The 20,343-nt window shown below is 39.9% G+C and carries 22 protein-coding genes and 3 tRNA genes; 12 read left to right on the top strand and 13 right to left on the bottom strand.

Translation table 11 applies throughout. The annotated features are described in order from the left end of the window. Positions 1-174: 174 nt before the first annotated feature. From FD716_RS16165 to FD716_RS16140, 7 genes are all read right to left on the bottom strand, one after another. Positions 175-1,304, bottom strand: a protein-coding gene (locus FD716_RS16165; RefSeq protein ID WP_100833738.1) for an IS3 family transposase whose coding sequence is annotated in 2 segments (ribosomal slippage) — positions 175-1,052 and positions 1,052-1,304 — 1,131 coding nt in all. Because the reading frame shifts where the segments join, the coding sequence is not laid out codon by codon here. 85 nt (positions 1,305-1,389) lie between these two features. Then, on the bottom strand, positions 1,390-3,000 hold the full coding sequence (locus FD716_RS16160; protein ID WP_139853269.1) for an AAA family ATPase: 1,611 nt from the start codon (positions 2,998-3,000) through the stop codon (positions 1,390-1,392). Next, a complete protein-coding gene (locus FD716_RS19455) occupies positions 2,991-3,224 on the bottom strand; it encodes an ABC-three component system middle component 6 (RefSeq protein WP_407641906.1) in 234 nt (77 codons plus the stop codon). The genes FD716_RS16160 and FD716_RS19455 overlap by 10 nt, the downstream gene beginning before the upstream one ends. Next, the gene (locus FD716_RS16155) at positions 3,221-3,769 is read right to left on the bottom strand and encodes a hypothetical protein (protein WP_139853268.1); all 549 of its coding nucleotides are present in this window, start codon (positions 3,767-3,769) and stop codon (positions 3,221-3,223) included. The genes FD716_RS19455 and FD716_RS16155 overlap by 4 nt, the downstream gene beginning before the upstream one ends. Beyond that, complete coding sequence (locus FD716_RS16150) at positions 3,769-3,978, bottom strand: hypothetical protein (protein WP_139853267.1); 210 nt, start codon at positions 3,976-3,978, stop codon at positions 3,769-3,771. Before FD716_RS16150 ends, FD716_RS16155 begins: the two co-directional genes overlap by 1 nt. A gap of 487 nt (positions 3,979-4,465) precedes the next feature. Beyond that, a complete protein-coding gene (locus tag FD716_RS16145) occupies positions 4,466-5,641 on the bottom strand; it encodes a tyrosine-type recombinase/integrase (protein ID WP_139853726.1) in 1,176 nt (391 codons plus the stop codon). 183 nt (positions 5,642-5,824) lie between these two features. Next, positions 5,825-5,914 (bottom strand) — tRNA-Ser (locus FD716_RS16140). 122 nt (positions 5,915-6,036) lie between these two features. On the opposite strand from FD716_RS16140, the gene FD716_RS16135 reads away from it, so the two are divergent. The 3 genes from FD716_RS16135 to FD716_RS16125 all read left to right on the top strand — a co-directional run bounded on the left by FD716_RS16135 (position 6,037) and on the right by FD716_RS16125 (position 9,682). After that, entirely contained in the window at positions 6,037-7,917 is a 1,881-nt protein-coding gene (locus FD716_RS16135) for a potassium transporter Kup (RefSeq protein WP_139853266.1), read from the top strand. Positions 7,918-8,268: 351 nt separating this feature from the next. Then, on the top strand, positions 8,269-9,318 hold the full coding sequence (locus FD716_RS16130) for a DNA/RNA non-specific endonuclease (RefSeq protein ID WP_139853725.1): 1,050 nt from the start codon (positions 8,269-8,271) through the stop codon (positions 9,316-9,318). A gap of 118 nt (positions 9,319-9,436) precedes the next feature. Next, entirely contained in the window at positions 9,437-9,682 is a 246-nt protein-coding gene (locus FD716_RS16125) for a hypothetical protein (protein ID WP_139853265.1), read from the top strand. Positions 9,683-9,688: 6 nt separating this feature from the next. Here FD716_RS16125 and FD716_RS16120 read toward each other — a convergent pair whose 3' ends face one another. Next, positions 9,689-10,699, bottom strand: a complete 1,011-nt coding sequence (locus FD716_RS16120) for an AraC family transcriptional regulator (protein ID WP_139853264.1) — start codon at positions 10,697-10,699, stop codon at positions 9,689-9,691. 145 nt (positions 10,700-10,844) lie between these two features. Between FD716_RS16120 and FD716_RS16115 the strand changes: the two genes are divergently transcribed. Next, positions 10,845-11,453, top strand: a complete 609-nt coding sequence (locus tag FD716_RS16115) for a hypothetical protein (protein WP_139853263.1) — start codon at positions 10,845-10,847, stop codon at positions 11,451-11,453. Positions 11,454-11,831: 378 nt separating this feature from the next. On the opposite strand, the gene hisF is transcribed toward FD716_RS16115, so the two are convergent. Continuing rightward, positions 11,832-12,590, bottom strand: a complete 759-nt coding sequence (gene hisF, locus FD716_RS16110) for an imidazole glycerol phosphate synthase subunit HisF (protein WP_139853262.1) — start codon at positions 12,588-12,590, stop codon at positions 11,832-11,834. Positions 12,591-12,703: 113 nt separating this feature from the next. On the opposite strand from hisF, the gene FD716_RS16105 reads away from it, so the two are divergent. The 3 genes from FD716_RS16105 (at position 12,704) to FD716_RS16095 (ending at position 14,729) form a co-directional block, all read left to right on the top strand. Continuing rightward, positions 12,704-13,654 carry a homoserine kinase gene (locus FD716_RS16105; protein WP_139853261.1) on the top strand — a complete coding sequence of 317 codons (951 nt, stop codon included), beginning with the start codon at positions 12,704-12,706 and terminating at the stop codon, positions 13,652-13,654. 42 nt (positions 13,655-13,696) lie between these two features. Continuing rightward, positions 13,697-14,329 carry a DUF1294 domain-containing protein gene (locus FD716_RS16100; RefSeq protein WP_139853260.1) on the top strand — a complete coding sequence of 211 codons (633 nt, stop codon included), beginning with the start codon at positions 13,697-13,699 and terminating at the stop codon, positions 14,327-14,329. 73 nt (positions 14,330-14,402) lie between these two features. After that, positions 14,403-14,729: an antibiotic biosynthesis monooxygenase family protein gene (locus tag FD716_RS16095; protein WP_139853259.1), complete on the top strand. Its 327-nt coding sequence runs from the start codon at positions 14,403-14,405 to the stop codon at positions 14,727-14,729. Between the two features lie 23 nt (positions 14,730-14,752). Here FD716_RS16095 and FD716_RS16090 read toward each other — a convergent pair whose 3' ends face one another. Continuing rightward, on the bottom strand, positions 14,753-15,664 hold the full coding sequence (locus FD716_RS16090) for a DMT family transporter (RefSeq protein ID WP_171477064.1): 912 nt from the start codon (positions 15,662-15,664) through the stop codon (positions 14,753-14,755). A gap of 91 nt (positions 15,665-15,755) precedes the next feature. Then, on the bottom strand, positions 15,756-16,487 hold the full coding sequence (gene hisA, locus FD716_RS16085) for a 1-(5-phosphoribosyl)-5-[(5-phosphoribosylamino)methylideneamino]imidazole-4-carboxamide isomerase (protein WP_139853258.1): 732 nt from the start codon (positions 16,485-16,487) through the stop codon (positions 15,756-15,758). A 248-nt stretch (positions 16,488-16,735) separates the two neighbouring features. Here hisA and FD716_RS16080 point away from each other — a divergent pair, with 248 nt between their 5' ends. After that, positions 16,736-17,149 carry a helix-turn-helix domain-containing protein gene (locus tag FD716_RS16080; RefSeq protein ID WP_139853257.1) on the top strand — a complete coding sequence of 138 codons (414 nt, stop codon included), beginning with the start codon at positions 16,736-16,738 and terminating at the stop codon, positions 17,147-17,149. A gap of 110 nt (positions 17,150-17,259) precedes the next feature. Here the strand turns inward: FD716_RS16080 and hisH are convergent, their stop codons facing one another. Together hisH and hisB are read right to left on the bottom strand one after the other, a co-directional pair. After that, the gene (gene hisH, locus FD716_RS16075) at positions 17,260-17,877 is read right to left on the bottom strand and encodes an imidazole glycerol phosphate synthase subunit HisH (RefSeq protein ID WP_139853256.1); all 618 of its coding nucleotides are present in this window, start codon (positions 17,875-17,877) and stop codon (positions 17,260-17,262) included. After that, a complete protein-coding gene (gene hisB / locus FD716_RS16070; protein ID WP_139853255.1) occupies positions 17,877-18,470 on the bottom strand; it encodes an imidazoleglycerol-phosphate dehydratase HisB in 594 nt (197 codons plus the stop codon). Before hisB ends, hisH begins: the two co-directional genes overlap by 1 nt. 95 nt (positions 18,471-18,565) lie before the next feature. On the opposite strand from hisB, the gene FD716_RS16065 reads away from it, so the two are divergent. The 4 genes from FD716_RS16065 (at position 18,566) to FD716_RS16050 (ending at position 20,253) form a co-directional block, all read left to right on the top strand. Beyond that, positions 18,566-18,943 carry a GNAT family N-acetyltransferase gene (locus FD716_RS16065; RefSeq protein WP_139853254.1) on the top strand — a complete coding sequence of 126 codons (378 nt, stop codon included), beginning with the start codon at positions 18,566-18,568 and terminating at the stop codon, positions 18,941-18,943. A 101-nt stretch (positions 18,944-19,044) separates the two neighbouring features. Next, positions 19,045-19,120 (top strand) — tRNA-Phe (locus FD716_RS16060). Positions 19,121-19,257: 137 nt separating this feature from the next. Further along, positions 19,258-19,333: transfer RNA gene (locus FD716_RS16055), tRNA-Phe, on the top strand. A 188-nt stretch (positions 19,334-19,521) separates the two neighbouring features. Further along, the gene (locus FD716_RS16050) at positions 19,522-20,253 is read left to right on the top strand and encodes a class I SAM-dependent methyltransferase (protein ID WP_139853253.1); all 732 of its coding nucleotides are present in this window, start codon (positions 19,522-19,524) and stop codon (positions 20,251-20,253) included. Positions 20,254-20,343: the final 90 nt, after the last annotated feature.

Raw genomic sequence — 20,343 nt, 5'->3', positions numbered from 1 at the left:
AATACAATCACATTATTTTCATCAAAATTTTCGATTCCTCGTAATTTATCTTTAATGATTGGAAAAATAAATTGACAATCTACACTATTAATTAAATTGATTAATGATGTGGTTCCGTTAATTAGACCACTCAATCTAGTTTTATAAGTGATAAATCCGCTCTAAATATTTAAATTATGCTGCCATTACTTTTGGTAAATGTCGATCATAAAATTCATTTGGTGTTGCCTTATTCAAGCTTGAATGAGGACGTATCGTGTTATAAAAATCCAAATATTCAGCAATTGATTGTTTTGCTTGTTTAACCGTATCGTAAGCCTTCAAATAGACTTCCTCATGCTTCACACTGCGCCATAAACGCTCAATCATCACATTATCCATCCACCGTCCTTTTCCGTCCATACTGATACGGATATTTCTCAATTTTAACTCATTCAAAAATGCCTCGCTTGTGAATTGACTGCCTTGGTCTGTATTGAACACCTCAGGACAACCATATTTCACAATTGCTTCTTGCAACGCATCTATGCAAAAGTCTGTTTCCATACTGATCGATACACTATGAGCCAGTACTTTACGACTATGCCAATCTATAATCGCACACAGATAGACAAAGCCTTTAGCCATAGGAATGTACGTGATATCTGTACACCAGACTTGATTAGAGTGATCTATAACCATGTTTTTCAAAAGATATGGAAAAATACGGTGTGCAAGATTAGGCTTACTGGTATTGGGCTTTGGATACAAGGCATGTATTCTCATCAAGCGCATTAAACGTCGGACTTTACGCCGACCTATTTGATGTCCTTGACGCTGTAGCATGTCTCGTATCATTCGACTGCCCATAAATGGGTAGTCGATGTGAATTTCATCAATCAGACGCATTAAACTCAAATCAGTTGATGAAATCTCTTTGGGCTTGTAATACAACGTGCTGCGATTGATTTGAATCAATTGCGATTGTTGTCGTACCGAAAGTTGATGGGTCTTATCGATCATTTTTTGCCGCTCAGTTGCCCTGTTTTTCTGAGTGCACCTTCTAAAAAATCAATTTGCAATGCCTGATGTCCTATCTTGGCATGTAAAGCTTTAAGATCAATCTCTGGTTCTTGTTGTGCTGTTGGTCGTGAAAAAATATTGATCGATTGCTCAAGCAGTTGATTTTTCCAATCAATGATTTGATTTTGATGTAAATCGAATTGAGTAGAAAGCTCAGCGAGTGTGTGGTCGCCTTTAATTGCTGCGAGAGCAACTTTAGCTTTGAAATCTGCTGAGTGATTACGACGTTTTCTTCGTGTCATGGTTGACTCCAGAAACAAGCATTTCCCATGCTTATTGGGGAGTAGATTATCACTTATAGACGTGGTCTAAAATCATAGATCCACATCATAATTTATCTAAAATTTTTACGTCAATAATTTCAATTTTATCTTGTGTAAAAAAACTTGGACGAGATAACTCTATTGCAAGATCATTTTTAAATGAAACATAGGCTAGGTCAAAAGAAACAATAATGCTTTGTTTTATGCCATCACCAGTATGGCTGTCATTATTTTCAGATTTTGGCACGAGAGTTATATGTTTAAGTTTATCTTCATAAGGAAAAATAATATAACTATCATTCGTGAGAACTTTAGAATATTCAGAAAAATAGCGATTAAAAATAGCTAATTTTAGTCGCATTTTTTCTAAAATTTCATTAATTTTAACTGTTAGATTGTCGAAATTACTTTTCAAATCCTTTAAATCATTAATAGTTTTTTTATGTTGATTTATCAGCGATTCTGTTTCAGAAATTTGTTTTGTTAATTCATTTATTTCATTTCCAAGTTTTGTGTATTCTGCTAACGAACCACTTGAACCTAGCTTTTTTAGCAATTGTGTATATTGGTCAGTTAAAATTGAATACTCATTTTCTAACTCTTTTATTCTTTTCTTACTTTTGTGAATTGATTTATTAATGAATTCAACTTCATTTTTTAACATTTCGTTATGAAATTTAATTGTCTCTTCAAATTTTCTTTGAATTTTAACATTATAAACTCCAGCCTCTTTGTACATATATTCAATAGTTTCACTATTGACTATATTTTTACTTGAATTAACTTCAAGTAATCTTTTTGTCCAGACATCCATATCTAGATATATTGTAGTTATTTTAGCCTTAGTTTTATTAATATTTCCCTGAAAAAAACCTAATTCATCATTTTCACGCTCATATTCTTTAGATATCTGAAAGTTGTCATATTTTGCTTGTAATTCGCCTAACTCTATTTTCTTAACATCATTAATTTCTCGTTTACCTGTGCTTAATAAATTTTCCAGAGACTTGACTTCTTGTTCTTTTATATCAATTTGATTTTCGATTTCTGCTCTATTGTGAATAAGCTGCATATCAGGAAAATCAAACAAAAATAAATGTAGAGTCTCGTACTCCAGTCCTGAAGTTGTCGGGTGTAAATACTTTATAATATTAGTTATTTGATGATCTGATGTACGAATGAATTTTGGAACAAGCTGCCTTAAAGTCGGTTTATTATCATCTAAACCGAATAAAAATTTTTTGATTTCATTTTGGAACTTTTCTTCGCTTACTTTTACATCATTTATATAGTTATCAACAACAAAAAAAGAATTATCTGTTTTTGCTTTTGGATTAATCATCAACTGTCTTCTAATTTTTAACTTAGGTGAAAAAGAACTATCAAAATCCTTTGCAACTAATAACTCGAAATGTGGCAGAGACTCTTTAAAAAAACTAAATACTGTATCATTTTTACTATTTTTAAGCTCCTTATCAAATATAATTGACTGCCATTTCCCCAATAAGCAAAAATCAATACATCGAAGAAGCGTTGTTTTACCAAGACTATTAGTTTTTGATGTTGAATCATTATTTATTTCAACACCTTCAATAATATTAACTCCTTTTTTAAAGTCAATATTTCTTATAGAAAAGTCATCTTTATCAGTAATTTTTAAGTATTTTAGATACACAACTTCAACCCCTTACCAATATCTAAATCTATTTTTCCTAGCATGTATAACCAATCTAAAATCAACAAGAAGCGATTCATTGAAACTTCTTGTACTTCATTAAGTAGTTCAAAATAATTATAAACACCCAAGTTATTATTGGAATTACTGTTAATAATTCCTAATAAAATTGATCCCAGATAATAAACTGAGTTCTGAGGGTGTTTTGTCGATAATAAAATCATGATCTTGGCTTTTTAAAAATTTTACATTCAGAAAAAACATAAAAAATTATAGAAGGTATGTACATTATGTTTTCAAAATTAGAAGGATCAATCTTTAATAATGATTGACTCAACTCATCTTCCATACATCGTATGATTTCATTTGAATCATTACATTTTAAATGTTTGAAATAAGAGAGTCTAATTACTTTAAACAATTTTTCGGTTGCTAGAGGATCACTATTGTTGACTAAATGATCTAGTCTATATTGAATCAGTTGTTTATTGTCCATATAAAAGTCAAAAGGTTCTTTATAATAAGTCAAATTATTAAAATCTATTTTCTTTTCTATTTCATATGGCTGTACATCTAGCTCGTCAACCGTGGTTGGAACTACTAATTCAATTAGATTTACAATAATAGTTTGCAAAATGCCTTCTTTTTTTGATTCATCTAAAGGGGTGGTGGGATAGTGATTATGAATCGCCATTGCAACTTGTTGAGTATTATTAATTCCACCTTGTTCAATTTCTGAAAGCTCATTTCTAGGGAAACTAGGAAGCATTATTTTTCTTCCTTATTTTCTATTTTTTCACCAATCTGTTGAATATTCCCTATACCGCTTTGGCTAATATTAGAATATTTATTGACTTTCTTTTGACTATTCCCAGTAATTTTTGCAATTCCAATGAGTCCGATAACTATTACAATAATAATTAAAACATAAACCCATGCAGGTAAATTAGCAGGAATTATTTTTATTAACTCTTCCATAATTATTCACATTACACATAAATACGATCAAAAGATTATAGTATGCTATTTTTATAAATCAAAAAAATTAAATTTTAAGATTTCATTTTTTAATCACAACCTTCAAATAATATCCTCTTTATCATTCATCCGACTTTCATCTAGTCCCATAAACTCTACGATTCACTCGTATTCTTACTACATAGTCCGTCAGTAAGTGTGCTATGTCACTATCTCTGCGACGATTTTTATTATTGAAATTAAGATTTTTTCTTTTGTATTATTCTAAATTCGTTCCATGGTTTTGGAGTTTTTTCGATGAAATTCTTACTTTGAATGCAGGTATCATGCCTTTTTCTTTTCATACATGTAGCCAATTGATCACTACTAGGTTTGAACAATTCATCACTTAAAGATCTCTTTTGTGTGCTATTACGGAAATAAGTTTGTCTAGTTTTTTCTTCTAAAGATAAATATTTTTTTATCTGATTTACCTAGACGTCCTAATTTAAGGCACTGCCTCATCTCTCAAACTATCAATAAAATCAGACCATTCCTGCATCATCTTTACTCGATATTCTAAGTGTTGGGCGTGGTTATAAGCCTGAGATACTGCATTACCAACCCGATGTGCCAATTGAATTTCAATTGCATCATGCATATAGCCTTGCTCATGTAAGGTTGTAGATGCAAGCCCTCGAAAGCCGTGTCCAGTCATTTTGCCGTTATATCCCATAGTGCGGATTACACAGAGTAGGGCATTACTACTCATAGGTTTGGCTGTACTATGATTATAGAAAACATACTGCTTATTGCCTGTTAGCGGTTTTAGGCTCTCAATCAGTTCAATTGCTTGTCTGGATAATGGAACAATGTGAGGCTGTGCCATTTTCATTTTTTCTGCTGGAATCCTCCATAAATGATTATCAAAATCAATCTCATTCCACTTCATCATTCTAAGCTCAGCTGTACGTACAAAAGTTAAAGTCATCAGTTGAATGGCTGTTTTGATCATTGGATTGCCATGATATCGATCCATACGCTCAAGGAAAGGAGGAAACTCAGAAATGTCTAGACGAGCCATATGCTTTGTTTTTCGAGGTTTTAAGGCCTCTCCTAAGTGCGGTGTAGGATCATTTTCAATAAGCCCTTTGCGAATTGCAAAACGGAAAATACGTCCCGCGAGAGGGATAGAACGTTTAGCCATTTCCTGTGCACCGCGTGCTTCAATTTTCTTAGCACAAGCAAGTACGTCCTTACCTTTGATTTGATCAATGGGCATGTTACCTATAGTAGGGAATAAGTCTTTTTCAAATACTGAAAGATCACGTAAATAGGTTACTTCTTTGATGGTGGTTTTACGGTCGTTCATCCACTCCATAGCAAGCGCTTTAAAAAGAGTATTTTCATCTACTTGCTGTTTCTTTTGTTTTTTTGCTTCATTGGGATTAATCCCATCTTTTAATTTTAATCGTGCTTCATCTCGAATCCTTCTCGCTTGAGCAAGTGTGGTTTCGGGATATGAACCAATGCTGAAAATATTTTCTTTGCCATTAAAGCGAAATTTCATACGCCAATGCATACCACCTGAAGGCATAACCTCCAAATACATGCTTTTTTCATCAGGATATTTGGTTTTCTTTTCTGATGGTTTGATCTTTCTGACCTTGGCATCTGTAAGCATTGCAACGTTTTCCGTAGAAATTTGGGGGTATAATTTTGGGGGTAATTTATTATACCCCCAGTTATACCCCCAACTATATCGAGATTGCAATAGATGAAGTAGATTGTATGAGACATAAAAAAAGCCTAAACCCTTTAGATTTAAGCCTTTTAAGATGACATTGGATGTTATAAGAATAGAAAATGGCGGTGAGAGAGGGATTCGAACCCTCGATACGCGCAAACGTATACACACTTTCCAGGCGTGCTCCTTCAGCCACTCGGACACCTCACCACTGCGCGGGGGGATAATAACCAAAAAAAGCCAGTCTGCCAAGTTGAAACAATTGATTTAGAGCAAAAGTTTTTTCTCAGTGATATGATTCGCAAAAATATTGTCTAGATTGATGGCTAAATATGCAAAGTACTGCAAAAAAAGCGGCAATGCCCGCGATCACTCTCGCTGCCCTTGGTGTCGTGTTTGGTGATATCGGAACCAGCCCTTTATACGCCCTTCGGCAATGTTTTTTAACTGCACATATTGCCATCACTGAAGCAACGGTATTGGGAATTTTATCGCTGATTTTTTGGTGCATGATGCTGACCATCAGCTTTAAGTATGTCACCGTGATTATGCGTGCAGATAATAATGGCGAAGGCGGGATTATGTCGCTCTTGGCGCTTAACCTTCGGACCACACGAATTGCAGAAAATAAAAAAATCTATTTGATTGCTTTGGGCTTTGTTGGGGCATCCCTGTTTTTTGGTGATGGGATTATTACTCCTGCAATTTCAGTGTTATCTGCCATCGAAGGACTCAGTATCGCCACGCCGATGTTTAATGACTGGTTAATGCCATTGGCGATTGGCATTTTGGCAGGTTTGTTCTGGGTACAACGCCATGGTACAGGTACCATGGGCAAGCTATTTGGCCCTTTGACCCTTGTTTGGTTTTTATCGATTGGACTGCTTGGGCTTTGGAGCGTGATGCAAACGCCTTTTGTATTGGCCATGATCAGTCCGCATTGGGCACTTAATTTCGTATTCCATCAGCCATTTGTGGCGTTCTTGACGATGGGTGCGGTGATTTTGACCATGACCGGTGGTGAAGCACTTTATGCGGATATGGGGCATTTTGGGCGTATGCCGATCCGTTTGGCTTGGTTTATCATTGTCTTGCCAGCTTTACTCTTGAACTATGCCGGGCAGGGTGCCTTGTTACTGCGTAATCCATCGGCGATTGAAAATCCATTCTATTTATTGGTTCCTGAGTGGGCACTTTATCCGATGATTGGTTTGGCCACTGCTGCTGCGGTGATTGCCTCTCAAGCTGTGATTACTGGTGTGTTTTCAATGGTCAATCAAGCAATTCAATTGCGCTATTTACCGCGTTTGGCCGTAAACCACACCTCAGATGTTGAACAAGGGCAAATTTACTTGCCCTTTATTAATTGGGTGTTATTTTTCTCGGTATTGATCTTGATTGTCTTGTTTAAAACCAGTGCAAATCTTGCCAGTGCTTATGGTGTTGCAGTGACGATGACGATGCTCTGCGGGACGATTTTAATCTCGGTGCTGGCCTATGGATTTTGGCGTTGGCCAGTTTGGAAAGTGGCTTTGTTCGCCATTCCATTTTTACTCATCGATTTGGTTTTTGTGGCATCAACCTCATTGAAAATCGCAGCGGGTGGTTGGGTGCCAATTCTCATTGGTGCTGTGGTTTTTACCATCATGATGACTTGGAAAGATGGTCGAGCGATTGTATTTAAGCGTCTTGAAAAAGATGCCTTGCCCATGGACTTGTTTATTAAAAGCGTTAGCCTGAGCGATGAAACCATTTTTGTGCCAGGTGATGCGATTTTCTTGACAGGGACACCGAATATTGTGCCACATGCGATGCTGCACAATATTAAGCATAACAAGGTGTTGCACGAACGTAATATCATGATTACGGTCATTACCCGTGATGTGCCTTATGTGCCGTTGATTGAGCGGGTACGAGTGGAGCAAATGGCACCGCGTTTCTATCGCATCTTTGTTTATTATGGTTTTAAAGACCAGCCGAACATTCCAAAAGCGTTAGAGCAAGCCTATGAGCAACTCAATTTTGAATTAGATATGATGCAGACCAGCTTCTTCATTTCGCGTGATCGTCTTATTCATACTGTTGGTGATGGCATGGCACCATGGCGTGAAAAGCTATTTATTTCAATGCAACGCAATACCAGTCCAGTCAGTGACTTTTATCAGATTCCACCCAATCGTGTGGTAGAGATGGGCAGTCAAATACAGATTTAAGCCATGCTGATTTGAAAACTAAGTGTGATCTCAACACCAAAACCAAGGCGATGTCCTTGGTTTTTTTAACATTGGACTATTGTTGCAGTGGTTCTGGGTAAGAATGCTCGCTATTTGAACATCTGAGGCCATTTGACGACACAAGGCGTCGCTTTGATGGTGCAAACTGCCGCGATGGCAACGGCTTGATGCTAAAATAATGCTAAGAATTTCTCAAATTTGATTGATCATCCCTCAAATCATTGGTTGCTTAAGCGCGATTTATAGCCGCGCTACATGCTTTGTGATGATATGCATCAATTTTGAGCCTGTGCTATTGATAGAGGAAAGTGTGGTTTGAAATCATCTGGGATGAAAGTGAAAGTGCTGGTAGGCGTCGTAGTCACTGCAGTGATTGCATTTGCGACAGGACAGGACAAAATCACGCAATATGTGCCAAATATTCCGATGATATCGACTGCTGATTCACAATGTCTAAGTCAGTTTTATCGTGAACAACCGCCATTTCTACAAAAAGAAAGTCTGAATAAAAATAGTTATGCCTTATGTTTCAATGGCTTTAATGTCATGTATTCGGGTATGTCAAAGACACCGTTATGGTCTGCAGAACATTTAAGTCCTGCTCGTTTGAGCCAGAAAATTAAACGTGAAGACAGTTTCCATGAAGAAACCCGGGTCAGTGCACCACATCGTGCAGTGCTCGCAGATTATCGTGGGTCTGGCTATGATCGCGGTCATATGGCACCCAATGGGGATATGCCGAATAAGCAATCTCAGGCGGATAGTTTTTCTCTCGCCAATATGGTGCCGCAAGCCCCGAAAAATAACCAACAAGTGTGGCGTGAGCTGGAAGAGGCGACCCGCGCGCTGGTGACCAAACAGAAGCAAGAGGTCTATGTGGTGACTGGTCCTGTTTTTACAGGGAAAAAATTAAAAACCATTGGGAATGGAGTGATTGTACCCACAGCTGTTTATAAAGCGATTTATATTCCCAAAACCGGTGTAATCGGTGCTTATTATGCGCCAAATGATAACTCGTTAAAGGTGAAGGTCATTAGTGTCTGTGAACTAGAAGAGCAGTTGGGGATTAATATTTTTCCGCAGTTGAACGAAGATAAAAAGCGTAATACCTATAAATTGCCACTCAGTGCCAGCCAAGTTAAACCCAATCAAAAAATTGCATATTCACATTGGGATGGTAAGAGTCAATGTGCCCAAGGGGTATCTGCCGACAACATGAAAGCGTTGCAAAAACAATTTCAACCGCAGTCTGGCGCCAAAGAAATCAGTACAACGACAGCACCTAGCACAACGACAGCATCTGGTGAGTCAACGATTACGGATTTAGTCAAACAAATCATCAGTGCGGCCTTACGTTCTCTTATGCAAGATTCCCGTTAATCCTTGCCTAAATAACAACTTATTTATATGCTTGGCGTTGCTATGCGGGGTACTCTATTTTGTGCTACAACGTAGTCAAAGTCGCTTAGGTCTTCAATATTAATGATGAGGGAATGGCATGTTTAAACCATTTGAAAAAGGAACCGAATCACATGCGATCCATGATCTCACTTTAGAAAATGATCTGGATCATATTAATCTGTATGGCAATTTACAAATCAATAAAGACCAAGACGGCCTGCTAATTGCAAAGACCTTACAGGCTTTTTTTAATGATGTGGTGACGGCACTTGAACAAGAAAAGCATTTGCCTGAGAAAATTGAAACTGCACAACAAGGTGAAATAGAAAACCCATTTTTATAGCGCGGATTAAACCTGCTTTCGCCATTGCCTTGGTGTGTGTCCGGTCCATTGTTTAAAGGCTCGTTGAAAAGCACTTTGTTCGGAATAACTGAGTAGCAGCGCAATTTCATGCAAGCTGAGATGTGGGTCTTGCAAATATTGCGCAGCGAGCATATGACGGACTTGTTGTACGCGGTGTTGATAGCGGCTATTTTGCTGTTGCAGATGACGTTGTAGTTGTCTGACCGAGAGTTTAAGCTGATCCGCAATATGCTCAATCTGATAGTTATTTCGTTGTAATCCCAGCAAAATGGCTTGTTGCAAACGCTGATCCAATTGAGTGCTGTGTGGCAGTTTATCTAATAAGGCTTGTGCCTGTTGCATCAAGAGTTGTTCTAGGGTGGGATCGGCTTGTCGAATCGGTTGTTGCAGTATATTTAACGGTAAAATCAGTTCAGTATGCGCCTGTCCAAACTTTACGCTGCACCCAAAATACTGCTCATAAACGAGGGTCTTTCTACTATGATGGGCAAAATTGACTTGCTCAAAACAAATTTTTTGGATATCTAGAAATTGTTTTAAGAACTGTGCCAAGAGTGCCACCGCAATTTCAGCAGTCAGTGGGGTAATCAAATGTGCGGGAAGCTCAGCCCAACGGATATGCAGCAGCGCACCTTTAACCTCAATTTCTAAATGACTACCATCATAAATCAAACGATAGAAATGATGATAACGCGCCAGTGCTTCGGCCAAGGTGTGACAGGACATCGCAATATAGGCCATCACCCCAAGATGCTTGGGTTGAATGTATTCAGCGATTTCAAGGCCGAGTGCTGGACTTGAGCTGTGCTGCGCAATCTCATCTAATCGTTCACGCCAAACACTAAACTCAAAGCGCTCCACTTGTTGAAGTTGTTGTAATTGCGGGGAAATAGCGATGCCTTTTACCTGACAATAGCCATACAGCAACTGGCCAAGTCCGCCATAGACGGAACCAGAATAGTCTTTCAATGCTTTAGATGTCGATAGTTGAGTCATTGCAGTGTGCTGAAAAGATCAGTTCATCAGGCCAAAGTACTTAGCCTACTGCTTTGTCGTGATTTGTCAATTTTTATGCTTTTAAAAGTCAATATCATTGCGATGGAATTGCCTATATTAAGCATAAAACAAGTGGGAGATCATGATGATAAAAGGATTTGTAGTTGGATTGGTTTTGGCGAATGGGTTTGAGTGGGTTGCACATAAGTTTATTTTGCATGGTACCCATCGACCAGGAAAACCCCGTTATAGCCCTGTGCCACATAGTATGAAATCACATTGGGCGCATCATCGCGAAGTGGTGAAACAGGATTTTCATGATGATGGCTATGTTGAGGGGATTAGCAACTGGCGGACCAAGAATGAAATTATTTCTTTGGCTGTGGTTGCAAGTGCAGCAGGCTTGATTTTTTATCCCATTTCCAAAGGCATGAGTGCTGCTGCCGTTTATAGTGCCTGTAATTACTATTACGTACATCGACGTTCTCATTTGCAGCCTGGTTGGGCCAAAAAAACCATTCCTTGGCACTATGATCATCATATGAATGCCAATCAAGATGCCAACTGGTGTGTGACTAAACCATGGTTTGATTATGTGATGGGCACACGCGTCATTTCATCTATTGATTTACAAGAAAAAAATCCTTTGGGTGTACCTTTGCCAGCCATATTTTCAAAAGTATTGAATCAGGCTGTCGAACGTTATTTTCCAGCCAAGTGGGTGGCGAAGGCCTTGCCGGAACCTCATAATTGATTGAAAAATAAGCTAAATTTATGAGCAATGGGGCTGATATAGCCTCTTATTTTTTTCCTTGAAAAACATAAATAGCAAGATAGATGTGATATTTGGGCTAAATACACAAAAAAAGTTAATTTTTTTGTCGACATTATAGAAAAAACAGGTATTATACTAAATATGTGCAATATACACATATCAGTTTAAATTGAGTGACACAAGCGCTGTAGTTTCTCACTTTATAAGGAGTCTCCTAAGGGCTCCTTTTTTTTATGTTTTTTTTATATTTCTCTGGTTTGGTTTTTTGCTCGTTTTTTTTTCAACGCTTTAATATTTTGTACTTTCCAAAAAAAACATCCGCAGAGTACGGATGTCCTTAAACAACACATTGTTCGATTAGAGACGCATTTCAATGCCTTGAGCTGCAAGATACTGTTTAGCTTCAGGAATACTGTGCTGTCCAAAATGAAAAATACTCGCAGCAAGCACCGCATCGGCACCGCCTTTGAGAATACCATCAGCCAAATGTTGTAAATTACCAACACCACCTGAGGCGATGGTTGGAATATTGACGCGATCATTAATTTGGCGCATGAGGGCTAAATCATATCCCGCTTTGGTACCATCTGCATCCATCGATGTAACCAACAATTCGCCAGCACCGTATTCGGCCATTTTAACAGCCCAATCGATGGCATCAATGCCCGTGGGTTTACGGCCACCATGGGTAAAGATTTCCCATTTATTTTCAGCGGTCTTTTTCGCATCAATCGCCACCACAATACATTGTGCACCGAAGCGTTGTGATGCTTCTTGAACAAATTCTGGGGTAAACACAGCAGCAGAGTTAATGCTGACTTTGTCTGCGCCAGCGTTTAGCAACAGGCGAATATCTTCAACCTTACGCACCCCACCGCCGACGGTCAACGGAACAAAAACACTTTCTGCCATACGTTCAACGGTACGATAGGTGGTATCGCGGCCATTCGAGGTGGCGGTGATGTCTAAAAAGGTAATTTCATCAGCACCTTGCTCGTTATAACGACGTGCCACTTCAACAGGATCGCCTGCATCACGAATATCAAGAAATTGTACACCCTTGACCACACGACCATTATCTACGTCGAGACAAGGAATAATACGTTTAGCAAGCATAATTTTTTCCAAAAATAACAGGCGATTATGTAACTCTACTCGTGAGGTGCTACACCTACAGAGTGGGAACGAGTATTCTATCAAACTTATTTCATTTTTATCGCAGGTTTTCTATGTCGGTGTATACCACTTTAAGTTTGGCGCAGGTCCAATTATTTGCAGCAGCTTATGGACTTAAAGTGATTGAACTGATTCCAATTCAAGCAGGCATTCAAAATACCAACTACTTTCTGCAATGTGCCGATCAACGTCAGTATGTTTTGACGGTCTTTGAAGAGATGACTGCGGCGCAAGCAGGTGAAATTGTGCCTGTACTTGACCAATTGGCGCAACATGGATTACCAGTGGCAGGCCCATTAAAATATGCAGGGCAGGCGATTCATACTTTGGCCGACAAACCTGCACAAATTGCACCACGCCTTTATGGTTCACATCCAGAACAGACCACACTGGCACAAGTCCAAGCGGTTGCTCGTGCGCAAGCTCAATTGCATGTGGCGCTCAAAGACTTGCCGTTACAACGTGAATTTAACCGCAATCATCAGTATTGGAAGCAGATCGCACTGGATTTAAAAGTCAGCATGCAGCCAGCAGATAGGGCGCTATTAACCCAGTTAATGGACGTATTTGAAGTTAAAAAGCAACAACATCCAGATCGCCCACAGGGCTTGATTCATTCAGATTTATTTCGGGACAATACCTTATTCCAAGAAGGCAGGCTCAGCGGTATTTTAGATTTTTATGAACTGAATCGAGATGAGTATTTATTTGATATTGCGATCAGTATCAATGACTTCTGCACCAATTTCCCAGCAGTAACATTAGATTTAGAGAAACGAGATGCTTTTCTTACTGCCTATCAGGCGATACGTCGACTCACAGTAGATGAGTCAGCCTGTCTAGATGTATATTTGGCCGTTGCAGCATGTCGTTTTTGGTTAATGCGTTTGGGTGTTGCGCTTAAAAATAAAATGCATGCCCGCACGGGTGATGATATCTTGCATAAAAATCCATTAGAAATGCGTAATATGCTGATGGAACGCTTAAATTCTGTATTGGCTTAATGGAAACTTTAACCCATTGGGTGTTTGAAAAGGGGAAATGCATTGCGTGATCAAGGTCGGTTAGTCGAGTGGTTTGATGATCAAGGTTATGGTTTTATTCAACCTGATGATGCCGCCAAAGCACGGGTTTTTTTGCATATCAAAGATTTTACACGGCAAGGGCCGCGTCCAATTATTGGTTGTGCTCTAGAATATAAAGCGGTAATTGATGGCAAAGGGCGTTATCGAGCCAGTCAAGTGGTGTATTTAAAAGCCTCACAAACCCAAACGCAAAGAGCCCCCAAGCCTGCACCACATGCCAGTTCAGGTCATCGCCAACGTCTACAGCCGATGCAGATCCTTATCGCAGCTTATATTATTGGGATTGGCATATTGTCCGCAGTCGGCATGCTACCGAGTTTATTGCTGTTATTTTTACTATTGATCAATCTGATCTGCTATTGGTGCTATGCCCAAGACAAAGAAGCAGCACAACTCGGTCGTCGTCGCATTGCTGAACAGACTCTACATGTTTTGGCCTTCCTTGGGGGTTGGCCAGCGGCTTGGTTGGCACAACAGCGCCTGCGTCATAAGACTCAGAAACAACCTTTTTTAAAGATTTATCGGTTGACCATCGTCTTTAATCTCTTATTGTTGATTTGGATGATTTCCCCATTTAACGTGCTGAAATTTTAAAGCGAATGTTTAGGCAAATTTTAAGGTAGTCACACAGCGCTGTTTATATTTGATTCCAAGGATGGAGACACTGATGTTTATTGAGCACGTTTATTTACAGATTAAGCCAGATCAATCAACGGCCTTTGAACAAGCGATGCAGCAAGCCAAAGGTTTAGTTGCGGGCATCTCTGGTTTTCATGAACTGCAATTGCTCAAGCATGCGACTCAAGCAGATCGTTATATTTTAATGATTGTTTGGGAACGGATTGAGGATCATCAACATGGTTTTAGACAGTCAGCGGCTTATCTGGAGTGGAAAGCCTTACTACACCATTTCTATGCACCAATGCCGAGTGTTGAATATTATCAAACTCGTATTTTACTTAAGCATGCAAAGTCTGAAACGGAGTGCCATTGATATTCAAGTCGCTCAGGAGTCGATTAAGACAGATCCTTCGATACAGCTTTAGACTTAAGGAACTTCGGTTTTAACTGACTGATAATCACAGCAAACACCACCAAAGCCCCACCCAATAAGGCGATAAAAGGCAAGCGCTCACCAGCAATACGACCAAATATGCCTGCCCACACGGGTTCGCCTGCATAAATAATCGCAGCTTGTGCCGGATCGACAAAGCGTTGTGCCCAATTCATCACCATTTGAATAAACGCACTGGCAAGACCAAGTCCGACCGTAATCGCCACCAATATCCATGAAAATTCGTTTGGCGCATGTTCACCGACAATTGGCATCATCGCAAAGCAAATGATTGAAGCAAAGCCGAGTTGTAATACTGTGACTTTGGCGAGATCAACTTTATTCGAGAAAAAACTAATTAAAATAATTTCTAAGGCAATGGCAATCGAACCGAGCATGGTAATGGTTTGACCAAAGTTGAAATTGAGCTGGCCTAAGCCATTTCCAGTCAGCATGATCAAACCAATAAAGGCCAGTATCACGCCAACCCAAGTCATGAGGTTTGGGCTTTTGCGGAAGATCAACCACAATAGAACTGGTACCAGTGGCACATACAGTGCGGTTAAAAAGGCGGATTCACTGCTGCTAATCGTTTGTAAGCCAATGGTCTGTGTGCTGTAACCTGCGGCAATGGTGGCACCGATACAGGCACCAGCAATCACATCCTTCAGGCGTATACCTTTTAAGTGACGGAAATACAGCAATCCCACGGCAATACTCGCTGCGGCAAAACGGCAGCCAACAAAAAATAATGGCGAGCTATAATTTAGGCCATATTGAACGATCAGAAAAGTGCCACCCCAAATTAGCGTCATAAATAACAGCGCTAATTGCGGTGCTTTGGTTTTAAACCAAGGAGCGGGATGCTGGGTCATAAATTGTCGAAATATTAATAAAAGGGGGAGAAAAAATAGGAACAAAAAAGAGGCCACATTGGCCTCTTTCAAGACGATATAAGTTTATGATTTAGAATGATGATTGGTCTAGAATCAATTGTGCTTCACGCAAGCTAAGCGTACCTTCATAAATCGCACGACCAGTAATCGCACCAAGAATGCCAGGTTGACCTTGCAGTAGACGCACATCATCAAGATTGGTGACGCCACCAGAAGCAATCACAGGAAGACCTGAATATTTAGCAAGATGAACAGTTTGCTCAACGTTTACACCTTGCATCATGCCATCACGTGCAATATCGGTATAGACAATGCTAGATACGCCAGCATCAGCAAAACGTTTTGCTAAGTCAGTCGCTTTCACGTCAGTCACATTGGCCCAACCATCGGTTGCAACCATGCCATTGATCGCATCAATGCCGACAATGATATGGCCTGCAAACTGTTTACAGGCTTGCTCAACAAATGCGGGGTCTTGTACGGCCTTGGTTCCAATAATCACAAAAGAAACACCCGCTTCAAGATAATGCGCGATGGTTTCTAATGAACGGATTCCACCACCAATTTGAATTGGTAGATCAGGCTGTGCTTTCGCAATCGCTTCGACCACAGGCTTGTGAATGGGCGTACCCGCAAAAGCACCGTTTAGATCAACAAGGTGCAGGCGACGTGCTCCTTCATTCACCCAATGCTGTGCAGTGGCCACTGGATCTTCTGAAAATACGGTGTTGTCTTCCATTCGACCTTGTTTTAAACGAACACATTGACCATCTTTTAGGTCAATTGCGGGGATGATCAGCATGCTTGCGCTCCTTGGCTGTTGTCATCATGAATTAATTGTGTGACATATTAACAAAGTATTCTCTAATCGCTAAGTCTCTGCGGCAGCTTTTTATTTTTTCAGGAGATCAAAGCAGAGTTACAGTTTCAAAATGGCTTTTAGGCTATGATATTTAAATGTTAAATATCACCTTAAGTCCATTCAATCGTTGTTGATTCAGTCAATGGGTTGAACGGTTTAGCCAGCGATTTAAAATAGGAAGCGTGACGATGGATGATAAGTACGACGATCTCTTATTAGATGGTGTTAAGCGAATCAGGCAGTTAATTAAAGATAAGAACTTAAAACAGATCGACTTGGTTGATGCGCTTGGTGTTTCTAAAAAGACCGTCACGCAATGGTTGCAAGGCTCAAGCATTCCGTCTGCACAACACTTAATTGAGTTGGCAAAAATATTGGGAGTGAGTGAGCGTTGGGTCTTTGAAGGCAAAGAGGAATCGAAAAATACGGCCTTTCATCAAGATCCACGGCCATGCTCTGCCGATTTAAGCCTAGCAACGGTTGAACAGTTGATGGCTGAAATCAAAGCCAGATATGCTGCATTAAATTTAAATGCCGAAATTAGTATTCAGGTCACCCCGATCGCCGGTGGTTTCGTTCATCAATCAGAAAGTACAAAGTAGTTAATATTGGACTTGTGGGTCATTTCAATACTAAATACTAAAAGACCGAGCAGATAAGGATCAAGCCAGCGAACCGGCTTGATCTAAATATAAATGATTGAATAATTGGCTTAGATTTTCCATTCCACAAAGTTTTTTAACAGCTGTAAACCAGCGGTATGACTTTTTTCAGGATGGAATTGAGTCGCAAATAAATTGTCTTTATGAATCGCAGCACAAAATGGCAGTGCATAATCGCAATGTGCGGCAACGATACTACTGTCTTGTGGCTTAACATAATAACTATGCACAAAATAAAAACGGCTATTTTGCTCAATGTTGTGCCACATCGGGTGTTCGGGATCGTGTTGTTGCACTTGATTCCAACCCATGTGCGGCACTTTTAAATGCGGTACATCTGGGAAATGTTTGACTGTTCCGTCAAAGATGCCTAAGGCTTCACTGCCACCATTTTCTTCAGAATGATGCATCAGGGCTTGCATACCCACACAAATCGCGAGAACGGGTTTGTTGAAGGCAGCGTTTTTAACCACGTCATCAATACCAGCTTCACGCATGCCTTGCATACAGTCACGCATCGCACCCACACCAGGGAAGACGATTTTATCGGCTTGCGCAATAAGCTTGGGATCATTGGTTACATCGACACGTGCGCCAACATGCTCAAGTGCTTTGGCGGCAGAGTGCAGATTTCCCATGCCATAGTCTAAGAGGGCAATCCGAGTCATTAAAGTGTCCCTTTGGTTGACGCAACCATATTCTCAGCACGTGGATCTACTTCACATGCCATACGCAAGGCGCGGGCAAAGGCTTTAAATACACTTTCAATTTGGTGGTGGCTATTTTTGCCCTTTAAATTGTCGATATGTAACGTCATTAAGGCGTGATTTACAAAGCCTTGGAAGAATTCGGAAAATAAATCGACATCAAAGCGGCCAACATGCGAACGGGTGAATGGAATATCCATGAACAAGCCCGGACGACCAGATAAATCAACCACAACACGGCTTAAAGATTCATCAAGTGGGGCGTAAAAATGGCCATAACGTTTTAGGCCTTTTTTATCACCAAGCGCTTGTGCAAAGGCTTGACCAAGGGTAATGCCACAATCTTCTACGGTGTGGTGATCATCAATGTCAACATCGCCATCACAATGGATATCAATATCAAATAAACCATGACGCTTGATTTGATCGATCATATGATCTAAAAATGGAACACCGGTATTGAGGCTGCCTTGACCAGTACCATCAAGATTCACACGAACTCGAATTTTGGTTTCGTTGGTGTTTCTCACTACTTCACTGATACGCTGTGTCATCGACAAGTCCCTCAAAAAACGTTAAAAATGCTTGATTTAAAAATATAGGCTGTGACAAAGTCACGGCATATTAGATTGCTCTGGAGGGTTAATCAATGCCTATCACCGTACATGCTTACACTTCAATTGAAAAACATGAGATTCGTGATCAATTGGAACGATTATATGATACCAGTCCTGAGTTTGGTGACGGGAAAGACGCCATTGAGCAACTTGAGCAAAACCTTGCACAGTATACCTTAGTTTACACAGCAGAATTTAATTCTAAAATTATTGGTGCAATTTGGTGTACGGGTCAAGGCGAAACCAAAGTATTGGAAAATATTGTTGTGCATCCTGCCAATCGTGGTCGAGGCGTTGCAGAAAGGCTGGTTGCAGAAGTTTGCCGATTTGAAGAAGCGAAAAATGTCAGGGCTTTTGAGCCAGGGTGTGGCGCAATCCATCGCTGTTTGGCGCACTTAGGCAAAATTTAAGACGATTTCGTCGTGTATTGCATTAAAAATAAGCGAACGTGGTGTTTTTCCGCATTTGGGGCTTGACGATTATTATGTAACATTGTTTAATGTGCCCCATTGGCGTGATAGCTCAGTCGGTAGAGCAACGGATTGAAAATCCGTGTGTCCCCAGTTCGAACCTGGGTCTCGCCACCATATTTTAAAACGTATTTTCAGTTTTCAATCCTCGATTCCAATCGGGGATTTTTTTTGGGTAAAAAATATTCACTCGTTTGGAAACTTGATGATTTTAATTGACAAGTTACGGTGAATACGGCTTAATACACCGCATCGGCGTGATAGCTCAGTCGGTAGAGCAACGGATTGAAAATCCGTGTGTCCCCAGTTCGAACCTGGGTCTCGCCACCATATTTTAAAAAGCCTCAATTAATTTGGGGCTTTTTTTCGTCTGTTAAAAAGTTTTGCGCTTTGTAAGGTGGGCTACGTGGTATTTGTGAGTCATTACAATCTAGGCTGAAGTGAGAAAATCCACAATGCTTACATGTTGTTCGGTTATAGTTGCTTTTATGAACGATCGTCAGTGATACCAAACAAAAATGAAAGATTTATTTTCGACAGGAAGTCAGCTGTATCAGCAGGCGAGACCAAGTTATCCCGTAGCGATAGTGAAAGAGTTGCTTAAGCATGTTGCTGAAACCACCTTGGCTTGGGATTGTGGTGCAGGTTCTGGGCAGTTTACCCAGTTATTGGCGCCTTATTTTGATCACGTGGTTGCAACTGATTTAAGTTTACAGCAAGTGCAACAGGCACCACCGCTTGAGAATGTTAGCTATCAAGTTCAGGCCGCAGAAAAAACCAGTTTTATTCCGCATAGCTTTGATCTCATTACCGTAGCACAGGCAATTCATTGGTTTGATTTTGATAAATTTTATGCTGAAGTGAAACGCTGCTTAAAGCCAGATGGACTGTTTGCAGTGGTTGGCTATGGTTTGATTGAGATTGAGACACCCGAATTAAATCAGTTGGTCCAACAGCTTTATTATGAGACGCTAAAAGGTCATTGGGACGCAGAGCGAAGTTATATTGATGAGTGCTATCAAAGTATCCCGTTTCCTTTTAATGAGATACCGACAGCAGACTACCAAATGCAATATGCGTGGTCTGGTGAGCAGCTTTTAAATTATTTGGATACCTGGTCTGCGTTGAAGCATTATCGTCAGCAGCATGTGACAGATGCTTTCGCAGAGATTCGTGCTTATCTCGCAGCACATCATGATTTGATTGAGTTACATTTTCCGATTTTATTGCGTTTGGGGAAGCTACATTGAGCTGATTTTTCGGCTTGTGAGTAAATAGAATAAAGATAAAAAATTATCTTCGATTACAGCTTAGATGGATGCTCCTATATTGGTCTGAAT

It is taken from the genome of Acinetobacter pullicarnis, from assembly GCF_006352475.1.
In the GTDB taxonomy this organism is placed as follows: Bacteria; Pseudomonadota; Gammaproteobacteria; order Pseudomonadales; family Moraxellaceae; genus Acinetobacter; species Acinetobacter pullicarnis.
Note: the sequence above shows the minus strand (reverse complement) of the source record. Positions and strands in the feature narration are given on the sequence as shown.

Excerpts from the sequence above, each read along its gene's own strand:
- FD716_RS19455 (WP_407641906.1), bottom strand. The coding sequence starts at position 3,224 with ATGATTTTATTATCGACAAAACACCCTCAGAACTCAGTTTATTATCTG.
- FD716_RS16155 (WP_139853268.1), bottom strand. The coding sequence starts at position 3,769 with ATGCTTCCTAGTTTCCCTAGAAATGAGCTTTCAGAAATTGAACAAGGT.
- FD716_RS16150 (WP_139853267.1), bottom strand. The coding sequence starts at position 3,978 with ATGGAAGAGTTAATAAAAATAATTCCTGCTAATTTACCTGCATGGGTT.
- FD716_RS16145 (WP_139853726.1), bottom strand. The coding sequence starts at position 5,641 with ATGCTTACAGATGCCAAGGTCAGAAAGATCAAACCATCAGAAAAGAAA.
- FD716_RS16135 (WP_139853266.1), top strand. The coding sequence starts at position 6,037 with ATGCAAAGTACTGCAAAAAAAGCGGCAATGCCCGCGATCACTCTCGCT.
- FD716_RS16130 (WP_139853725.1), top strand. The coding sequence starts at position 8,269 with ATGAAAGTGAAAGTGCTGGTAGGCGTCGTAGTCACTGCAGTGATTGCA.
- FD716_RS16125 (WP_139853265.1), top strand. The coding sequence starts at position 9,437 with ATGTTTAAACCATTTGAAAAAGGAACCGAATCACATGCGATCCATGAT.
- FD716_RS16120 (WP_139853264.1), bottom strand. The coding sequence starts at position 10,699 with ATGACTCAACTATCGACATCTAAAGCATTGAAAGACTATTCTGGTTCC.
- FD716_RS16115 (WP_139853263.1), top strand. The coding sequence starts at position 10,845 with ATGATAAAAGGATTTGTAGTTGGATTGGTTTTGGCGAATGGGTTTGAG.
- hisF (WP_139853262.1), bottom strand. The coding sequence starts at position 12,590 with ATGCTTGCTAAACGTATTATTCCTTGTCTCGACGTAGATAATGGTCGT.
- FD716_RS16105 (WP_139853261.1), top strand. The coding sequence starts at position 12,704 with ATGTCGGTGTATACCACTTTAAGTTTGGCGCAGGTCCAATTATTTGCA.
- FD716_RS16095 (WP_139853259.1), top strand. The coding sequence starts at position 14,403 with ATGTTTATTGAGCACGTTTATTTACAGATTAAGCCAGATCAATCAACG.
- FD716_RS16090 (WP_171477064.1), bottom strand. The coding sequence starts at position 15,664 with ATGACCCAGCATCCCGCTCCTTGGTTTAAAACCAAAGCACCGCAATTA.
- hisA (WP_139853258.1), bottom strand. The coding sequence starts at position 16,487 with ATGCTGATCATCCCCGCAATTGACCTAAAAGATGGTCAATGTGTTCGT.
- FD716_RS16080 (WP_139853257.1), top strand. The coding sequence starts at position 16,736 with ATGGATGATAAGTACGACGATCTCTTATTAGATGGTGTTAAGCGAATC.
- hisH (WP_139853256.1), bottom strand. The coding sequence starts at position 17,877 with ATGACTCGGATTGCCCTCTTAGACTATGGCATGGGAAATCTGCACTCT.
- hisB (WP_139853255.1), bottom strand. The coding sequence starts at position 18,470 with ATGACACAGCGTATCAGTGAAGTAGTGAGAAACACCAACGAAACCAAA.
- FD716_RS16065 (WP_139853254.1), top strand. The coding sequence starts at position 18,566 with ATGCCTATCACCGTACATGCTTACACTTCAATTGAAAAACATGAGATT.
- FD716_RS16050 (WP_139853253.1), top strand. The coding sequence starts at position 19,522 with ATGAAAGATTTATTTTCGACAGGAAGTCAGCTGTATCAGCAGGCGAGA.